At 48.9% G+C, this 19,518-nt stretch carries 15 protein-coding genes; 6 read left to right on the plus strand and 9 right to left on the minus strand.

Annotation, left to right across the window (positions count from 1 at the left end):
• The first annotated feature begins 448 nt into the window (after nt 1–448).
• Nucleotides 449–655: a transposase gene (locus CWC22_RS15880; protein ID WP_138538762.1), complete on the plus strand. Its 207-nt coding sequence runs from the start codon at nt 449–451 to the stop codon at nt 653–655.
• Between the two features lie 127 nt (nt 656–782).
• Here the strand turns inward: CWC22_RS15880 and lpdA are convergent, their stop codons facing one another.
• The 5 genes from lpdA to CWC22_RS15905 form a co-directional block, all read right to left on the minus strand.
• A complete protein-coding gene (lpdA, locus tag CWC22_RS15885; protein WP_010384093.1) occupies nt 783–2,207 on the minus strand; it encodes a dihydrolipoyl dehydrogenase in 1,425 nt (474 codons plus the stop codon).
• Nucleotides 2,208–2,428: 221 nt separating this feature from the next.
• Nucleotides 2,429–4,312, minus strand: coding sequence for a pyruvate dehydrogenase complex dihydrolipoyllysine-residue acetyltransferase (gene aceF, locus CWC22_RS15890; protein WP_138538761.1), 1,884 nt, complete (start codon nt 4,310–4,312; stop codon nt 2,429–2,431).
• Between the two features lie 11 nt (nt 4,313–4,323).
• Nucleotides 4,324–6,990 (minus strand): pyruvate dehydrogenase (acetyl-transferring), homodimeric type, encoded by a 2,667-nt coding sequence (gene aceE / locus CWC22_RS15895; RefSeq protein ID WP_138538760.1) that lies wholly within the window; start codon nt 6,988–6,990, stop codon nt 4,324–4,326.
• A gap of 69 nt (nt 6,991–7,059) precedes the next feature.
• Nucleotides 7,060–7,809 (minus strand): pyruvate dehydrogenase complex transcriptional repressor PdhR, encoded by a 750-nt coding sequence (gene pdhR / locus CWC22_RS15900; RefSeq protein WP_010384087.1) that lies wholly within the window; start codon nt 7,807–7,809, stop codon nt 7,060–7,062.
• 478 nt (nt 7,810–8,287) lie between these two features.
• Nucleotides 8,288–8,596, minus strand: a complete 309-nt coding sequence (locus tag CWC22_RS15905) for a hypothetical protein (protein ID WP_138538759.1) — start codon at nt 8,594–8,596, stop codon at nt 8,288–8,290.
• Nucleotides 8,597–8,837: 241 nt separating this feature from the next.
• On the opposite strand from CWC22_RS15905, the gene CWC22_RS15910 reads away from it, so the two are divergent.
• Nucleotides 8,838–9,161: a hypothetical protein gene (locus CWC22_RS15910; protein ID WP_125560670.1), complete on the plus strand. Its 324-nt coding sequence runs from the start codon at nt 8,838–8,840 to the stop codon at nt 9,159–9,161.
• A 20-nt stretch (nt 9,162–9,181) separates the two neighbouring features.
• On the opposite strand, the gene CWC22_RS15915 is transcribed toward CWC22_RS15910, so the two are convergent.
• Nucleotides 9,182–9,646 carry a GNAT family N-acetyltransferase gene (locus CWC22_RS15915; protein WP_171045091.1) on the minus strand — a complete coding sequence of 155 codons (465 nt, stop codon included), beginning with the start codon at nt 9,644–9,646 and terminating at the stop codon, nt 9,182–9,184.
• Nucleotides 9,647–9,851: 205 nt separating this feature from the next.
• Between CWC22_RS15915 and CWC22_RS15920 the strand changes: the two genes are divergently transcribed.
• Nucleotides 9,852–11,501 carry an alpha/beta fold hydrolase gene (locus tag CWC22_RS15920; protein WP_138538758.1) on the plus strand — a complete coding sequence of 550 codons (1,650 nt, stop codon included), beginning with the start codon at nt 9,852–9,854 and terminating at the stop codon, nt 11,499–11,501.
• Between the two features lie 39 nt (nt 11,502–11,540).
• On the opposite strand, the gene CWC22_RS15925 is transcribed toward CWC22_RS15920, so the two are convergent.
• The 3 genes from CWC22_RS15925 to CWC22_RS15935 all read right to left on the minus strand — a co-directional run bounded on the left by CWC22_RS15925 (nt 11,541) and on the right by CWC22_RS15935 (nt 14,945).
• On the minus strand, nt 11,541–12,233 hold the full coding sequence (locus tag CWC22_RS15925) for a penicillin-insensitive murein endopeptidase (RefSeq protein ID WP_138538757.1): 693 nt from the start codon (nt 12,231–12,233) through the stop codon (nt 11,541–11,543).
• Nucleotides 12,234–12,370: 137 nt separating this feature from the next.
• The gene (locus CWC22_RS15930; protein WP_138538756.1) at nt 12,371–13,534 is read right to left on the minus strand and encodes a hypothetical protein; all 1,164 of its coding nucleotides are present in this window, start codon (nt 13,532–13,534) and stop codon (nt 12,371–12,373) included.
• 364 nt (nt 13,535–13,898) lie between these two features.
• Nucleotides 13,899–14,945 carry a fibrinogen-like YCDxxxxGGGW domain-containing protein gene (locus tag CWC22_RS15935; protein ID WP_138538755.1) on the minus strand — a complete coding sequence of 349 codons (1,047 nt, stop codon included), beginning with the start codon at nt 14,943–14,945 and terminating at the stop codon, nt 13,899–13,901.
• A 193-nt stretch (nt 14,946–15,138) separates the two neighbouring features.
• Here CWC22_RS15935 and CWC22_RS15940 point away from each other — a divergent pair, with 193 nt between their 5' ends.
• From CWC22_RS15940 to CWC22_RS15950, 3 genes are all read left to right on the plus strand, one after another.
• Nucleotides 15,139–16,554 carry a PfaD family polyunsaturated fatty acid/polyketide biosynthesis protein gene (locus CWC22_RS15940; RefSeq protein ID WP_138538754.1) on the plus strand — a complete coding sequence of 472 codons (1,416 nt, stop codon included), beginning with the start codon at nt 15,139–15,141 and terminating at the stop codon, nt 16,552–16,554.
• A 19-nt stretch (nt 16,555–16,573) separates the two neighbouring features.
• The gene (gene fabD, locus CWC22_RS15945) at nt 16,574–17,650 is read left to right on the plus strand and encodes an ACP S-malonyltransferase (RefSeq protein WP_138538753.1); all 1,077 of its coding nucleotides are present in this window, start codon (nt 16,574–16,576) and stop codon (nt 17,648–17,650) included.
• 68 nt (nt 17,651–17,718) lie between these two features.
• Nucleotides 17,719–19,458, plus strand: coding sequence for a carbamoyltransferase (locus CWC22_RS15950; RefSeq protein ID WP_010384070.1), 1,740 nt, complete (start codon nt 17,719–17,721; stop codon nt 19,456–19,458).
• Nucleotides 19,459–19,518: the final 60 nt, after the last annotated feature.

The raw sequence follows: 19,518 nt of genomic DNA on the forward strand, positions 1-19,518 counted from the left end.
AGTGCAGCTTAAAAGCCAGAAGAAAGTGTGGTAATGACAATCATAGTTCACCTCGCGTCGTATGGGGTACACTGGATATATGTATACAATCACAGTAGACAATAGAGGTTAACTTATAGCCAACGCGTTCATCTCGGCCACTTTTGAAGTTGAACTTTACATTGTGCATCTTTTCTCTTTCCAGAAGCGTAGAGCAAATACAAGTGGTATGCTGCGTCAATATATAAAGAAAGGTATTGATTTGAGACAAATAATTGATAAAAATTTCGATGTCGTGATAAATTTCCATCGAAACCACCACCAGATGCTTGCAATTGATGAGTTCAGTCATTGAGAAATACGGTGTATTTAAAACCTTATGTGCTGATTGCGCTGGAATATTCGGAGGCTCTCAATGTAGCCACTTGTAGTGGTCTAATAGATCCGGACACATTGACAAGAGACAATAATGTCAAACATCGCGCTCTCCTTGGCAACGCAAAAACGACAATACAATTCATACCCTAAAGAAATTAAAGAAGTGGCTGCCACCTTAGTCAGTGAACAAGGTTATGCAGTAGCTCAAACAGCAGAAGCAGTAGGCGTCAGTACCCGTTTTCTTTACACGTGGAAGGAACATATTGAACAAGAGCAGGCTGCACAGCTCGCTGGATGATATGAGTCCAATCGAGCATGAAAATGACAAAAAGAAGTATTCGCTTGGATTTGACCAGTACAGTGAATTAGTTACAAAAAACCCGGCTTATATAAGCCGGGTTTTTCAGTTCATTCAGAAGTAGCGATTACTTCTTCTTCACTGCCTTTTTGTTAGGCAGGTCAGTGATTGAACCTTCAAAGATCTCAGCCGCCAGGCCGATTGACTCGTTCAGCGTTGGGTGAGCGTGGATAGTCAGTGCCACGTCTTCTGCGTCTGCACCCATCTCAACTGCCAGGCCGATCTCGCCCAGCATTTCACCAGCGTTGATACCAACCATAGCACCACCGATCACGCGACCAGTCTCTTTGTCGAAGATCATCTTAGTCTGACCTTCAGTACGTGCAGAAGCAATCGCACGACCAGATGCAGCCCACGGGAATACCGCAGTTTCGATGCTCAGACCTTGCTCTTTCGCTTCTTTCTCAGTCACACCCACCCATGCGATTTCTGGGTCTGTGTAGGCGATTGAAGGAATGCACTTAGGATCGAAGTAGTGTTTCTTACCAGAAATCACTTCAGCAGCAACGTGTGCTTCGTGAACCGCTTTGTGCGCAAGCATAGGCTGACCTACGATGTCACCAATCGCGTAGATGTGGTTTACGTTAGTCTTCATTTGCTTGTCAGTATTGATGAAGCCACGCTCGTCAACCGCAACGCCCGCTTTGTCTGCGTCAAGCAGTTTACCGTTAGGTGTACGACCAACAGCAACCAATACTTTGTCGTAACGTACCTGGCCTTCTGGTGCTTGCTTGCCTTCAAACGATACATAAATACCGTCTTCTTTCGCTTCAACTGCAACAACCTTAGTAGACAGCATCACGTTGAACTTGTCTTTAACGTACTTCTGGTAAATCTTGATAACGTCTTTGTCAGCCGCAGGTACCAGCTGGTCTGCAAATTCAACTACGTCGATTTGCGAGCCCAGTGCACGGTATACCGTACCCATTTCAAGACCAATGATACCACCACCCAGAACAAGTAGCTTTTCTGGTACGTCTTTCAGCTCAAGCGCGCCAGTTGAGTCAATGATACGCTCATCTTGTGGGATGAAAGGCAGGTTAACAGGCTGAGAGCCCGCAGCGATGATGGCGTTGTCGAAGTTTACTGTTGTTGTGCCGTCTGCACCTTCAACCGCGATAGAGTTAGAGCCGGTGAATTTACCGTAGCCGCTAACTACTTTAACTTTACGCATTTTCGCCATGCCAGACAGACCGCCTGTCAGCTGACCAATTACAGACTCTTTCCAGCTACGGATTTTGTCCAGGTCGATTTGAGGAGCACCGAAAGTCACACCGTGTGAAGCCATTTCAGCCGCGTCGTCGATTACCTTAGCAACGTGTAAAAGTGCTTTTGAAGGAATACAACCTACGTTCAAGCACACACCACCCAGGGTATCGCGAGATTCGATCAATGTAACTTCTAAACCTAGGTCTGCTGCACGGAATGCTGCAGAGTAACCACCAGGACCACCGCCTAGTACAACAACTTGAGTTTTGATTTCGTTGCTCATGTTATTACCTTAACTATTATTCGAACGGGACTCTACTCGAGTGAGTATCCGCACCCAATTGTGCCTGATCATCGGCAAGCGCTGCCACCAACAATCAGAGAGAGTTTTTTGTTGCGCGAAAGTGTATCATTCGCACCCACAGATGTCCCGCCCAAATATCAGACAGGACAGTAAAAATATGACAAAACCGCATAACCTGAGTCATGCGGTTTTGCTTTGGCTTACATTACCAGCTGACGAATGTCGCTCAGGTAATTGGCCAGGGTCACAGTAAAGCGGGCTGCCAACGCACCGTCAATAACACGGTGGTCGTATGAACAGCTCAGCGGCACCATCAGGCGCGGCTCAAACTCTTTACCATTCCACTTCGGCTTCATCTCAGACTTAGACACCCCTAAGATAGCAACTTCTGGTGCATTCACGATTGGCGTAAATGCCGTACCACCGATACCACCCAGGCTCGAGATAGTGAAGCAACCACCCTGCATGTCAGCCGCAGTCAGCTTACCTTCGCGGGCCTTCTTAGATACGTCCATCAGCTCGCGAGACAGCTCGATGATGCCTTTCTTGTTGACGTCTTTGAAGACAGGCACAACCAGGCCATTTGGCGTATCTACCGCCACACCGATGTTCACATACTTCTTCAGGATCAGGCTTTCACCATCTTCTGAAAGTGATGAGTTAAAGGTTGGGAACTCTTCCAACGCTTTCGCTGCGGCTTTCATCACGAATACCAATGGGGTGATCTTCACGCCCATTTTCTTCTTCTCAGCCAGTACATTCTGTTCTTTACGGAATGCTTCCAGTGTGGTGATGTCAGCTTCATCGAACTGAGTCACGTGCGGGATCTGAACCCAGTTACGGTGCAAGTTAGCGCCAGAGATCTTCTGGATGCGAGACAGTTTCTTCTCTTCGACTTCACCAAATTTACTGAAGTCGACTTTTGGCCAAGGGATCAGACCCAGTTCACCACCACCTGAGTTACCGCCTTTGCTGATCTCGCCAGACTCAACCTTACGAACCAGTTCTTTCACATAGTTCTGAACGTCTTCTTTCAGAACACGGTTCTTACGACCTGTGCCTTTAACGCGTGCCAGGTTAACACCAAACTCGCGCGCCAGACGACGTACTACAGGCGATGCATGCGCATAATCATCATTGGCCACAAACTCGTCTTTCGCTGCACTTGGTGCAGGCGCTGCTGCAGGTGCCGCTTTTGCCGCAGGAGCCGGTGCTGCTGCAGGCGCTGATGCTGCCGGTGCTGGTGCCGTTGCCGAAACCGTTTCAAAAACAAAGATCAATGAACCGGTTGAGACTTTATCGCCAGCCGCCACTTTGATTTCTTTGACTGTACCGGCAAATGGCGCTGGCACTTCCATTGAGGCTTTGTCGCCCTCTACGGTGATCAGCGACTGCTCTTCTTCAACGCTGTCGCCCACAGCAACCATGATTTCAGTGACTTCAACTTCATCGCCACCGATATCCGGTACCTGTACTTCCTGCAGTGAAGGTGTCGCTTCAACAGGAGCTGCCGCTGGTGCGGTTTCAGCTGCAACGGGGGCTGCTGCACCCGCTGTTTCAAATACAAAGACTAAACTGCCCGTTGCGACTTTGCCGCCAATTTCAACTTTGATTTCTTTGACTGTGCCAGCAAATGGCGCTGGTACTTCCATTGACGCCTTGTCGCCTTCAACGGTGATCAAAGATTGCTCAGCTTCAACACTGTCGCCAACCGCAACCAGGATTTCAGTGACTTCAACTTCGTCGCCACCAATGTCTGGCACGTGAACTTCTTTCACTTCAGCAGTTGCCGGTGCAGGCGCAGCAGCAGCCGGAGCTGCTACTGGTGCCGCTTCAGCAGCAGGCGCTTCGCCCGCTGCTTCAAAAACCATGATCAATGAGCCAGTCGATACTTTATCGCCTTCGCTGATTTTGATTTCTTTAACCGTACCCGCTTGCGCAGCAGGCACTTCCATTGACGCTTTGTCGCCTTCAACGGTGATCAACGACTGCTCTTCTTCTACCGTGTCGCCAACGCTGACCAAAATCTCGGTTACTTCAACTTCATCGGCGCCAATATCTGGTACATGAATTTCGATTGCCATCACTTAGCCTCTTATGCGTAAAGTGGGTTGGTTTTGGTTGTGTCGATATCAAATTTCTTGATAGCGTCTGTTACTACTGATTTCTCAACTTTGCCTTGCTTAACCAGCTCGCTTAGTGCAGCAACTACGACATAGCCTGCATTCACTTCAAAGTGACGACGCAGGTTTTCACGGCTGTCTGAACGACCATAACCGTCAGTGCCCAGCACCTTGTATGACTCGCTTGGCATGAAAGCACGAACCTGATCGGCATAGCTCTTCATGTAGTCAGTGGCAGCAATTGCAGGCGCTTTGCTCAATACCGTTGTGATGTAAGGCACTTTTTGCTCTGCATCCGGGTTCAGCATGTTGAAACGCTCAGCGTCCTGACCGTCACGTGCCAGCTCGTTGAATGAAGTCACAGAGAATACGTCTGATGCAATGCCGTAATCGTCGCTCAGGATCTGCGCGGCTTTACGTACTTCATTCAGGATGGTACCTGAACCCATCAGCTGTACTTGGGCCTTATCGCCTGTATAGCTTTCGAGCTTGTAGATACCTTTACGGATACCGTCTTCTGCACCATCAGGCATCGCTGGCTGATGGTAGTTTTCGTTCATCAGTGTCAGGTAGTAGAAGATGTTTTCCTGCTCCGGGCCGTACATACGACGAATACCGTCTTGCAGAATAACCGCTACTTCAAACGCGAACGTTGGGTCGTAAGAAATACAGTTCGGGATCGTGCCCGCCTGAATGTGCGAGTGACCATCTTCGTGCTGCAACCCTTCACCGTTGAGCGTTGTACGACCTGCTGTTGCACCTAGCAAGAAGCCACGTGCCTGCTGGTCGCCCGCCATCCACGCCATGTCGCCAACACGTTGGAAACCGAACATAGAGTAGTAGATGTAGAACGGGATCATTGGCAGATCATTGGTGCTGTAAGACGTTGCCGCAGCCACCCATGAAGACATTGCACCCAGCTCGTTGATACCTTCTTGCAGTACCTGACCAGACGTCGCTTCTTTATAGTAAGAAACAATGTCGCGATCCTGAGGCGTGTAGTTCTGACCGTGTGGGTTATAAATACCAATCTGACGGAACAGGCCTTCCATACCGAAAGTACGCGCTTCATCGGCAATGATAGGCACGATGTTTTTACCTACGCCCTTGTCTTTCAGCAGGATGTTCAACGCACGCACATAGGCCATAGTGGTTGAGATATCACGCTTTTGCTCTTCAAGCAGCGGCTTGAACGCATCCAGCTCTGGCAGCGTTAGTGCTTCTGTGAAGTTAGGCAGACGCTGTGGCGTGTAACCATGCAGTGATTTACGACGGGCATGCAGGTATTCATACTCTGCAGAGCCTTCTTCCAGTGTCAGGTAAGGCAGGTCTTTGATTTTCTCGTCAGATACCAAATCTTCCAGGCCCAGACGTGAACGCAGGTGCTCAACGTGCGTCATGTCCATTTTCTTCACCTGGTGGGCGATGTTTTTACCTTCCGCCGCTTCACCCATGCCGTAACCTTTTACAGTCTTAGCCAGGATCACAGTCGGACGACCTTTGGTGTCTTGTGCCGCTTTAAACGCAGCAAACAGTTTAGAAGGCTCATGACCACCACGCTTAAGCGCAAAGATCTCTTCGTCTGTCATGTCAGCAACCAGTGCAGCAGTCTCCGGGTAACGACCGAAGAAGTGCTCACGTACATACGCGCCATCTTTGGCTTTATACGTTTGGTAGTCGCCGTCGATGGTTTCATTCATCAGCTGCAACAGTTTACCTGTGGTGTCTTTCGCCAGAAGCTTATCCCAGCCTGAACCCCACACGACTTTAATCACATTCCAGCCAGCACCTTTGAACAGACCTTCCAGTTCCTGGATGATCTTACCATTACCCATTACCGGGCCATCCAAACGCTGGAGGTTACAGTTGATCAGATAACACAGGTTATCCAGCTTCTCACGGGCCGCAAAAGAAATCGCACCACGAGATTCCGGCTCATCCATTTCACCGTCGCCCAGAAAAGCGTAAACACGCTGCTCGGCAGTGTCTTTCAGGCCACGACCGTCAAGGTATTTCAGGAAACGCGCCTGATAGATAGAAGCGATTGGACCCAGACCCATAGATACGGTCGGGAACTGCCAGAATTCAGGCATCAGTTTAGGGTGCGGGTAAGAAGACAGACCTTTACCGTCTACTTCCTGACGGAAGTTATCCAGCTGCTCTGCAGTCAGACGGCCTTCAACGAATGCACGGGCATAAATACCTGGTGAAATGTGACCCTGATAGTAAACCAGGTCGCCGCCGTCTTTTTCATTCGGTGCGCGGAAGAAATGGTTGAAACACATTTCATAAAACGCTGCTGACGACTGGTACGACGCCATATGTCCGCCCAGCTCCAGATCTTTCTTGGAAGCGCGCAGTACGATCATGATCGCATTCCAGCGGATGATTGAGCGAATACGACGCTCAAGATTCACATCCCCCGGATAGGCAGGTTCCTGATCTGCCGGGATAGTGTTGACATAGTTGGTCGTAATGCCCGTTGGCATATCAACGCCATCCAGACGCGCCTGCTCAAGTACCTGCTCAAGCAGGTATTGTGCGCGCTCTACGCCTTCTTCTTTTACAACCGACTCAAGCGCCTGCAACCACTCTTTGGTTTCTAGCGCGTCTACGTCAAATTTATTGACTTCAGACATATGGAGTGTTCCTTATGTTTAAAATACGAATTTATTCTATAGCGTTAGCTTACGGCTCTGTTTTATATATTACTGCGCTTTGGTACGACGCAAGCTGCGCTCAATACGCGAGCGCTCTCGTCCAGCTTCCAGCAACGCCTCCTCAATAAAGGCTAAGTGTGCGTTACTGGCCAGTCGTGCCTGCTCAGGCTTGCCTTCGATCACCGCGTTTTTTAACACTTCTCGATGGTGAGCAAGCTGTTCACTGGCATCCGGCTTTTGCACCAGCACCGTTAAGTTCTGCAATACATTTTGTTCCAGTAAAGACTGCATACCCCGCATCAGGTGCAGCAACACCACGTTATGTGATGCTTCTGCTACGGTAAAATGGAAAGTGTTGATGGCTCTGGCTTTTTGCACCAGGTCATCACCAACACTGGCAATGTCATCAAAGCTCTGTTCCACTTTATCGAGATCGGTTTGCGTACCACGCATGGCTGCATAATAAGCTGCGATGCCCTCCAGGGCATGACGAAACTCCAGCAAATCAAACTGTGACTCGGGGTGTTTACTGATCAACTCAAATAAGGGATCAGTCAGACCTTCCTCAAGCTGATTTTTCACATAAGTGCCGCCACCCTGACGTCGGGTAACCAGCCCTTTAGCTTCAAGCTTTTGAATTGCCTCACGCAATGAAGGTCGCGACACTTCAAATTGCTTGGCCAGCTCACGCTCCGGCGGCAGCTTTTCACCTGGCATCAATGACCCTTCGAGGATCATGTTTTCCAGTTGTTCCAGAATCACATCTGATAGTTTCGCTGCTTTTATCTTTAAAGACATTGATTAAACGCCGAGTTTATTGGTGAACCCCCAAGCCAGCTGTACATGCACTGCCTGTCAAAACACAGGCAAGGCGCTGATCCAGCTCACTCTTTACTTAAACAGATCCGGTAAGCCCAACCCTAAAGGTAAATTGGTCATACCAAATTTGTGCACTACGTTATCAAAATCAAGCGCAACTGTCAAAATTCGGCGCTTTGCGGCTAAAAGTAATACAGAAAAGCCCGCGCAAAGTGACTAAACTTTATACAAGTTAAATGATTTAAAAAAGGAAAATAAAATGGTCAGACCAGATAGAAAAACCAACTATAGGGTTACGTCATACTTGTCCAGGGGACACATCTGTGAGGCTGTGAAAATAGCAGTATGGTTATTAGGCTGCGAGTTGGGCCCGCATGGAGAAGACGTAAAATTTCAAAGCTTAAGGAGGGCAACGCACTGGCAACCGGAGATATTAGGCAGCCAGTGCATTATTTAGTTAGGCACTAACGCTCAGAATGGACACTCTGGGATAACCGGACGTACTTGGGTAATAACGGATCCATGTTTTTTTCCCAGACAGGGCGGCAGCCAAAGCAATGGCAACCCATGCGTCGGTCTTCGCATCGCCCACTTTACCCAGTTCAAGCCAGTTATCATGAGATTCAATACGGATCAAAGCCAAACCGCCTGAGTTAACATACACTTTGGTCACTTTGGGGTAGGTATCTACGTAGCTATTTGCCTGTGCTTTAAAACCAGCCACAGATAAGATGAGAAGTGCGAGTACTAAAACTATATTTTTCATTATTAGATTTCCTTGTTTGTTATTATTTGCACCGCGTTATTATGTGCACCGCGCACTATACTTATCCGTGCCTATTAGATCAACAAAAAACACAAAAAACAAAATCAAATTGCTTAAATATCAAAAAGTTGCCATTACTAGGTGGCATAAAGCACCACCTCCAATAACAGGCACAAAGCAATACACGTTTACTTCTGTGTATGTTAAAGTCCGTCCCGAAGCTAATAACAAAGGAAATACAATGAAAAAGCTCATAACAGCAGCATGTACGCTACTTCTTTCTGGTCAGGTGTATGCTGGTGCGCAAACCAGCCTTGGCCAGATTCAAACAATCTATGTGAATAACAGCTGGACTATGGTTCACGGCAGCAGCATCACTGGCAACCCGGACGGCTGCTCAAACCCAGAGTACTATGCAATCGTTCCTTCTCACCCTAACTACAATGCGATGCATGCCACCTTGCTGGCTGCCAAATTTGCGGGAAAGAAGGTTCGTTTTTGGGTTAGCGGTTGTTCAGGTCAAAATAACAGACACCCAAGAATTCACAGCATCTGGGTATATTAAAACCAAGCTGATGGGGTTTTTTACGCCCCATCACTGTCGCCCAGATTGATATAGAGTCTCAGCGCGTCCTTATGTTGAATGCCGTCTTCAATGATAGGCTCGGCGTAATGACACACAAAATGATCCTTAACCACACTGCCTACTCTAAACCCCAAACGCTGATAGTAGGTTAACTGATAACCAAACGTCCCCGTGCTCAGCTCTGCCCGAATGACCTGTTTCTCAACTAGCTCTGCCAGCACATATTTCAGCAGTTCAGTGCCAATCCCCAGCTGTTGGAAAGCAGGAAGTACAGACACATTAAAAATCTCAACACACGACGCGTTTTTTGGCCCAACCACACAGGCAGCAACAATCTGTCTTTGTGCTTTGACAACATAGCACCAGGCATCCTGCATATACTGACGAATGTTATGCTCCGAAGGATCCGCCTCGAGTAACAAAGCCAGGGGGACTTGTGAAGCAGTGATTTCTGTACAGAACAATTTAACTTCCTTATTTTATGAGCCAGTAAATGCTACTCCTTTGTAACCCTATTAAACAGCGGATGCAATTGTGACGATGGCGTTCAGTATATTTACTTAACATATCAACATGAACCTTTTTCAGGTAAAAACGATACACAACAAAGTAGAGATGCGCTAATGTGAATCTTCACACAAAAAGTTAACAACAAGGTAAAGGAATAGCATGAAAACCTCATTTGTCGCACTCACCATGCTCACCCTGGCCAGTACCAGTCAGGGCGCTGAGCTGACCCAATCTGACTTTAACCGCTATCTGGATTTTAACTGGGGCGAATGCCCGGCGCAGTTTCAATCCGCAGATGGCAAAAACACCTGTACGCTGGCCGACATGCCTCTCAACTGGCAGGCACCCGACGGCAAAAACATCTCCGTGCTGGTCTCAAAATACCCTGCAAAATCGGCAAACAGTAAAGGACACATTTGGCTGTTACAGGGAGGTCCTGGTGGATCAGGGAGCTTTTTTGTGCAGCAGTTAAACACCACCTTGGCGCCTTTTACCGAACACTATGATTTATTCGTACTGGAACATCGCGGTGTTGGCTGGTCGACTCACCTGGCCTGCAGTAACCCGGTTGTCAGCGATTATGCTCAGTATGCCAAAACTTGTTTTGATGATCTCCATCAGCAATGGGGCGATGACCTGTTTGAGTTTAATACCACAGCAGCGGCGCGAGATCTGGAGTATGTGATCGGCAAAAGTAAAGTGCGAGACTGGCAACCCAGCTATGTGTATGGTGTCTCTTATGGCACGCTGTGGGCACAAAGATTCAGTCAAATTGCCCCAACCGGTGCTCAGGCCATTATTCTCGACTCCGTGCTGCCACCTGCCGAATTTGGTAGTGACCTTTGGGATGAAAACTTTAACGCGACACTGGACGATTTGTTAGCCTACTGCCAGCTTGATACAAGGTGCCAGTCGCGATTAAATTTCAGCTCACTGCAGCAGCTCAAAGCGCGTCTTGATGACATTTTTACCGCCCAGAGTTGCGCGGGACTGGATTTTGACCGCCAGGCACTGCAAATGCTTTCGATCCTCGGCTTGTCACGCTCGGTAGAACAAATACTCATACCCACACTACATCGTCTAAATCGTTGCAACAGCAACGACGTAATAGCACTGAATAACCTGCATAATTTTGTCTTTAAAGGCCTGGGCAGGCAGATCATGCAACTCCCGGCAAAAGACCCGTTCGGGTTTTCACAGGTGGTCTCAAAGCTCATTACACACAACGAAATTAATCATGTGCAACGCGATTTGCATAGCAAGCAAGCTTATTGCCAGGACGCCATTGCCTGCTACCCGGATTTTATGAACTACCGGATTCACCTGGACAAGCAGGTTTGGGGTAATCGTTACACTGACCCCTACGTGTATCAACCCATGCACCATTACATGCCAACACTCGCGCTCAATGGCGATTTAGACCCGCAAACGCCACATACCTATATATCACTGATCCAAGACGCCTTTACTAACATTAATCAGCGTTATGTTGAGCTTCCACAAACCCATCATGGGGTACTTTTTGTCAGCCACACCCATGACGCCAGTACCAGCACCTGTGGCGCAGAGATCATGAAAAATTTTATTGAAGATATCTGGAGCCAACCGGATACCGGCTGTATCGCGCATTTGCAGGGCCTCAACTTTACCGCTTCCGCGATGGCAAGCCATGTACTGTTCGGTACTCCAGATGCCTTTGATGGCCAGCCTGAGATCATGTCAGAGGTCGACATTATGCAGTTAAAGCAATCTGATCCAGCCGCATTTGTGCAGGCCTACGCCACCTTTATGCCGCTAATAGATTTCTGATTAAATTTATTTGCGATTAACACCATGACTGAAACCGCATTATCCGGTTTCAGCCATGGGCTCGCAGGGTATATCAAAATCAACATGATAGTGTTCATCATGACGAACCCAGGACGGTTTTTTAGAAAACTGAATATGGGTTTTCAGATATTCCCCATATTGTGTACTGAACAAGTTTGGCTGTAGTTTAGGATCAAAAATAACGCGCCACAGATCGTGGCCACGACGCTTGGCCTGTTTGTGCAATACAACAATATGCGCCGCCATCGCTGCATAATCTATCTCCAGGCCGTCAAACTGATCATGCTCATCAAACTCAATGAGATAACCAAACTTGTTGAACGGATGCGTGGGTAAATGCACTGACTGACCAGCTTCATCAATGACTGGCGTCATAAAATCTACTGATAAACCATTGCGATGGGTTTTGTGTGGCCTGAACCGCCCACCTTCGGCAAAGCCTGTCTCTGCGTACTTATAGACTTTATCTGGGTGTGTAGTTTCCAGCGCCTGATAAGAGGCTGTCACAATTTCATACACCTCTGAATGCACATAGGTGCGCCCTGCCAGGCGTGCAAGCTGACTGTAACCTTCGAAGTTGTTCCCGGTGTATGGCAGTTCAACCCCGCCGCTCAACGAGCCCCGTGCCGTTGTGCCATAGCAAATGCTGGTTTTAGCGTGCGCCAGCACAGGTTTAAGCATCATTAATAGCAATAAATAGTGATATTTCATCACGCCAACATAGCTGTCTTAAGCTGAATAATTACTGACAAAAGCAGATGCTTTTCTTGCTAAAAATGTACCGTTAATCGCTAATTTGCAATGTTCAGCTGGGCCTAATATCCACAGACCCAGCAGTTTTAAAGGGTTTAAGGGAAAGTAACTCTCAGTGGTGTCAGTTTAAACGCCCCCTGCTTTGCCTCGTTAAGGCCCGTCAAAGCAATAAAGCTGGCTTGAGTTTGGCGCTGATATTCATGCTCAGCATAGCCAAGCTGTTTTGCCTGTTCGGGACTACCAAGAAGGTTGTGTTCAAAAGCAAAGTTCATCAACCAATACGTCTCACCGTCACGGTAATAGGTATTACGGTTAAGAAATGCCCCATGCTGCAATGGAATGTCCCAGGCAATTTTTGTCTGTATCTGCTCCGAACCTGGCGCACTTTGGTAACTTAGCGTGAAAAAGGGTGCCAAAAAAGCTTTGGCATTTTCACGCAGCGACCCCAGCTCGTAAACCGGATTTGCCCAGTTCCAGACACCGAAGTCGGTTGCCGTAACATTCAAACCGTCTTGCACAACGTCCTCTTTAAACAACAAACGGGTGATATAACCATCTAGTATTAGCTCTCCCTTGATAGGCAAGATCAGATGTTCAATATCCGCCCAGGGTCCACCATAGCCAGGGTGATCGCCATGACTGTAGTCACAATCCCCAAACCGTGAGTTGAGGCAATACACAATCTCATTGTCAGCTGAAACCTGATTGAGATCGCTGGGGTGCTGCATCTTCAGCTCATAAGGAAGGTGGTTTGCATCATTGTGCTGCAATAAGTTCAACAGTTCAGTTCGACTATAAGATAATTGGGTTAAAAACCTCTGCAACTTCCCCCCAATCAGTCGATCGCTATTTACCCATATATTCAGGGGGTTACTGTCTTGCAACCGGGCCAGTGCCTCACGCACGGGCAAATCTGCTGCCCAGGCTTGTCGCTGGCTCTGACCGCGCTCAGGGAAAAAAGCACCACAGTGTAAAGAGCGCTCACCTGAGTAGATATCAAAAAACACAAACTCCAGATCGCTTGCCGCGAAACGCGCCCTAAGATGCGGCTCCCCTTGCTTCTCTATAACATCAAAACCGAGAAATCGTAACGAGGGGTCTGGGGCCAAAGCGGATTGACTGAGTAAATGCTCGCTCTGTGCACCACTGTGGGTGTTCAGTGCCACGCTACATTCGTTTTCCACCAGATGAATACTGGCCAGACTCGCGTGACTGAATACTAAAGTAGTCAAAAAGAAAAAACGTGATAAAACTGTCATGATCTAGTCCTTGAAGTGATTAAATGTTTTTCAGCAGCCATACACTGCTCCCGATAATGCAGCACTGCGTTACTACCGAGCTGAAATTTAACAGCACACAACACAAACCACACACCAATAAATTAACATTCAACCACCAATCTTAACAATTCAAACCATGAAGCTCATAACGCGCTGTTGCTGCCTGTGCAAATCTGGGGGGGGACAGATGATGAGATGATTGTCGTCTTGCGGAAGTCTCGGCAGGGTAACAGACTCTTTAAAAAGAAAGAGTCTGACGGCGCAGCCAATAGGCTCGTTTATCCATAAAGTCATGTCTAACGGTAAGAATGAGGCAAATTACTTCACCCCACTTTACTTGCTTCTACCGCATCCAAAGTAATGCAAAGGTAGATTTATTCGGCTCAACGCGCGAAAGACAGGAGGTTGAACCCAACTTATCCGAGTTGTAACTGCCGCGGGCAACCCAACAATGCGTCGTACCATAGAGGTCAATCTGCCAGCCCACCTGATAGTTGCTGCGATACACATCATCATCCCAGGCCAGATAGTCTGGATTCACACAGCCGACTTTAGCCGTACTGGCGTCATCATAATCGGTGCGACAGCTTGGGATCTCTCTCAGCTCTTTCATGTAATCACCTCGGTCAAGGAAGCCCCATGAAAACCGGATCAGATCTAGCTCTTGCATTGTCAGGTTGTCAGCAAAGGCATTTTTATTGTTATTACAACCGGCTCCCACTGGACAAGCTATTTGCTCTCGTGCATCCGCAAAACGGCTTAAATCGCCCTGATACAACCACAACTTAGTCGGTGCAAGAGGATTAGTTTCAGGGACTGTACCGTAATCTGAAATGCGGGCTTTGCCCCCCGGCTCCGTATTTGGGTAACTTCCAACCAATGTCCAGCCGCCACCGTGGGTGGTCATATCACAGTACACTGAGAGTGGTTCGTCGTTATCATCGACAATCTGATACACGCCATCACCATTGCTGACACCGGCATCCAAAATTTGCTGGCAGGTTCTGAATGCTTCATCAGCCGCATTCGCCATGCCCCAGTCCCCCGCACCGCCATCGTCACTGTGCCAGCTGCCCTGATAATGTCCTGATGTACCCCGGTGGCCAGAAAAATATTGACTCTGACCTGATACTAGATCGCTCACTTCAAAACGAATACTGGTGCCATTCGAGCTAGTGGAGCCAGACAGAATTTTGTTCTCTGTCGCGGCGATAAAGTGTCTGCTAAATCCCTGCATCGTAAAATCAAAGGTCAGCTCATTGACCAGTACACCATTGTGATGGTTATCCATATTGAGTAAGTAGGTGCCATCGAATTGTGTCGATGCCTGATCCGCAAAAGCGCTGCCGCTAAGTACAGCGAGTGATAGTAAAGTCCGATAAGAGCTCATAGTTAAATCCTTAACTTATAAAGAAAATGTACTTTAAAGTCATTTGTTTCACTATTCAATACAAATAGACAATGATAAATACCCTATTCCTTAGGTGATAATTTAGACTCCTCCAACCTCCCCTGCTTCTCCATTATGTTTTCATAATTATGTATTACGGTTCGATGTAATTATCATGACTAGGCATTGACTCTTGATACACACACTCTCAGACGACGCCAGCCCGGACCCGTTTCCAGCCATTACCCCTCAGCAGCTGGGCGCCACTTCGTTCAGAGCTGACTATGGCGTTAAATATGCGTATGTCAGCGGCGGTATGTATCGGGGCATCGCCTCATCAACACTGGTGATTGCCATGGCACAAGCGGGCTTATTAAGCTTTTTTGGCTCAGGTGGCTTGTCTGTTGATGTCGTTGAGCATGCGCTAAATGAAATACAAAACACGCTCACAGAGGAACAGAGCTTTGGTCTCAACCTAGTCTGCAACCTGACTCGCCCAGAGCAAGAACTGGCCCTGGTAGAACTGTGTCTGAAACGCCAGGTTCGTTGTCTGGAAGCCGCAGCCTTTATTCGCATTACCCCGGCATTGGTGCTGTATCGCCTGCGTGGTCTGACGCGAAATGAGCAGGGCCAGATAGTGTCGGCCAATAAGCTGATGGCCAAAGTGTCACGCCCCGAAGTCGCCAGTGTGTTTTTAAGCCCGGCCCCGGACAATATCGTTGCCCAATTGCTGGCAAAGAAACACATCACTTTAGAGCAGGCCGAGTTGAGTAAACACATTGCCATGTGTGACGACCTGTGTGTAGAGGCTGACTCCGGCGGTCATACCGATCAAGGAATGCCAGCGGTGCTGCTGCCTGCCATGCAACAGTTGCGCGACACACTCAGTGCGCAGTATCAATTCAACACTGCGCCCCGGGTTGGGCTGGCCGGTGGCATTGGTACGCCGACCTCCGCCGCAGCCGCGTTTATGATGGGGGCGGACTTTATCCTGACCGGTTCAATTAACCAATGCACGGTCGAAGCCGACACCTCTGCGGCAGTAAAAACCCTGTTGCAAGACATTAATGTTCAGGACACCGACTATGCCCCTGCCGGAGATATGTTTGAACTGGGTGCCAAAGTACAGGTACTGAAAAAAGGCGTATTTTTTCCAGCCCGGGCACAAAAGCTGTATCAGCTTTATCAGCACTATCCCTCTCTGGATGCCATCCCTACGGTGCAGCGTAGTCAACTTGAAAACAAGGTGTTTAAAAAGACCTTTAATCAAATCTGGCAAGAGACCAGTCAGTACTTACATCAGCAAGGACGCAGTGCGGAAGTAACGCGCGCAGAGCAGGAACCTAAATACAAGATGGCGCGCGTATTTCGCTGGTATTTTGCCCACTCAATGAAGCTGGCATTTGCAGGAGAGACGCAGGAGCGGGTCAATTTTCAGGTTCATACCGGACCTGCACTGGGGGCATTTAATCAGTGGGTCAAAGGCACAGCACTTGAATCCTGGCAGCAGCGCCATGTCGCCGATATTGCCCAGCAGCTCATGACGGCTACCGCCGCCCTGCTGACGACCCGGACCCGCCTCTGGCTGGCCCCTGAACACGTCGATTAACCATACAGACGAGGCAAAAATGAAAAGTTATTTATTTCCCGGACAAGGCGCACAATACGTTGGCATGGGTAAAGCCTGGTTTGAGTTGTTTCCCGAGCAAACCCAGACAGCCAGTGAGATTCTGGGTTACTGCATTAAAACCTTATGTCTTGACGACCCACATAACCAGCTGAACCAGACCGAGTACACTCAGCCTGCCCTGTATGTGGTCAGTGCCCTAGCGTTTTTGGCCCATCAGCAGCGCGACCCGATCCCTGCAGATTTTATGGCCGGGCACAGTTTGGGCGAATACACTGCGCTATTTGCTGCCGGCGCAGTGTCTTTTGAAGATGGCCTGCGACTGGTACAACAACGAGGTGCCCTAATGAGTCAGGTAGACGGTGGCGCGATGGCCGCGGTGCTGGCGTTAGACGAAGCCACGATCAGAACCTGTCTGACAGAGCATCAACTGGAAACACTGGACATTGCCAATCTGAACAGCCCTAAGCAAAGCGTACTGTCAGGCCTAAATAACGACATCAGTCGCGCACAACAAGCCATTGAGCTGGCCGGAGGACGGTTTATTAGGCTCAACACCAGCGGCGCATTTCACTCTCGCTATATGGCCGGTGTACAGGCTGACTTTGCACGCTGCGTGGCAGAGGTTGAATTCAAAGCGCCCAGCGTGCCGGTGATTGCCAATGTCAGTGCACGGCCCTACCAGGATCACACTATCCAGTCGCAGCTAATCGCCCAGCTTACCGGTTCCGTGCGCTGGACTGACAGCATTGCCTATCTGCTGGCTCAGGGTGACATGACTTTTGTCGAACTGGGACCAAAGAAAATCCTCACCAAATTGGTAGCTGAGATTAAGCAGCAAGCAGCCAGCTTGCCTGCATCTAATGCAGCTAAGACCACGACATTGACGGACCCTACAGCACAACAAATAGAACGCTGGAACCAGTCCCATGGTGTTGGCACTCAGATCAGAGTCGCTCATCTTGGCGAGCCCTTGCGCACACGGACCCCAGCTATGCTGTTGTTCGGTCACCGCCCCGCGGTGTATGTCGAAGGTGTTCAGGGCTATATCGCACTCGACGAAGCCACACCGCTGTAACTAAAGACAAGATTATGCCCCGGCACAGGCCGGACACAGAATAACGACCCAACTTTTGGACTGAAACGATGAAATACTATATTGGCCTTGCCACCTCCTTTCATGATCCTGCCATTGCGATTGTCAATCAGCAGGGTGACGTGATTTTTGCCGAAGACGCCGAGCGTTTTCTGGGCTACAAACGTGGTCTGTACTGCCTGCCGGATAACCCCTATTACATCGAGGAAGTGCTTAAAACCTATTGCAGTGACTGCACCGAGCTGGTGATCGCAAAAACCTGGAGCAAAGGCCGCGAGAAAAGTACCAACATTCTTGAAAATGTGGTGCTGAGCATACTCGAGACTTTCTCGTTTAATATCGACGTGAACACCCGCGATATCAAGGATCAGTTCTACTTTGCCAGAGCCTCACAGGCAGCTGCGGGACGCACCTTGTCACGCTTTTTTGAAGCCTCATGCCGCAACTTTATCGTGGGTAACTACCGCAATAAAAAGCCCACTGAAGTACGCTATTTCGATCACCACCTCACACATGCCGCCAATGCCTGTTTTAACAGCCCATTCAGCGAAGCGTCGTGCCTGGTGGTAGACGGCATGGGTGAGAAAAGCAGCATCGACTACTTCACCTACAAAGATGGCAAGATCACACCTGCACCCATCAAGGTAAAGCGCTCGTTCAAAAGTCTGGGCCTGTTTTACACCATTATTTGTGAAAACCTGGGCTTCGATCCACTCAAGGGCGAAGAATGGAAGGTGATGGGCCTGGCGCCTTATGGTAAAAAAGATCAGAAGATTTATGATCTACTGCGCGCCTCTTTGCAGGTGAAAAACGGCAACTTCGTGGTACCGAAAAACCTTAATGCCATCATGAAAGAGATCAAAGCCATGGCGCGCGAGCCGGGCGAATCCATCGAAGCCTACAAAGATTTTGCCTACACCGGACAACTGGTATTCAGCGAAATCTTTATGGATCTGATCGATGCCATCTACGAGCATGCCCCGTCGAAAAACCTCGCAATTTCCGGCGGCTGCGCACTGAACTCCTCCTTTATGGGCACCGCGCTGGCGAAATCCAAATTTGACAACATCTTTGTGCCATCCGCCCCGGCAGATGATGGCAATGCCATTGGTGCCGCCTTGTTGTGCTACCAGCAGGATAACCCAAGCTGGCAGCCTTCTACGCAAATTCAGAGCCCCTACACCGGCTCAGAAGTGAAGCAAAAGTCACTGGATAAACTGCACCGTTACAGCCACCTAAAGGCCACCGACTACGGCGAAGACGTATACAAGAAAACCGCAGAATTCCTGGCTCAGGGGAAGATCATCGGCTGGGCGCAAGGTCGTGCTGAGTTTGGTCCACGCTCTTTGGGCAACCGCTCAATCCTCGCCAACCCATGTCTGGTGGACATTAAAGACACCGTGAACGCCCGGGTTAAGTTCCGCGAAGAATTCCGCCCGTTTGCACCGTCGATCCTGCATGAATATGGCGACGAGTACTTTGAGGATTACCAGGAATCTCCATACATGGAGCGTACTTTGGTGTTTAAAGAAGCGGTGCGCGATAAAGTCCCAGGCGTAGTGCATGTCGACAACACAGGTCGCCTGCAAAGCGTGAAAAAGGAATGGAACGCGCCATACTACAAACTAATCGACAGTTTCCGTGAAATCACTGGCGTGCCGGTGCTACTAAACACCAGCTTTAACATCATGGGTAAGCCCATTGTCCATTCCGTTGAGGACATGCTGGCGGTGTTCCTGATGTCAGGCATTGATGTGCTGGTGATCAACAACACCATTTACGAGAAGTAACCCAGTGGCAGCCACGGTATCCAGGTGGCTGCCCGATTGAGAAAGACCCGCGCAACGCTC

The sequence above is a fragment of the Pseudoalteromonas rubra genome, assembly GCF_005886805.2.
GTDB classification, from domain to species: Bacteria; Pseudomonadota; Gammaproteobacteria; order Enterobacterales; family Alteromonadaceae; genus Pseudoalteromonas; species Pseudoalteromonas rubra_D.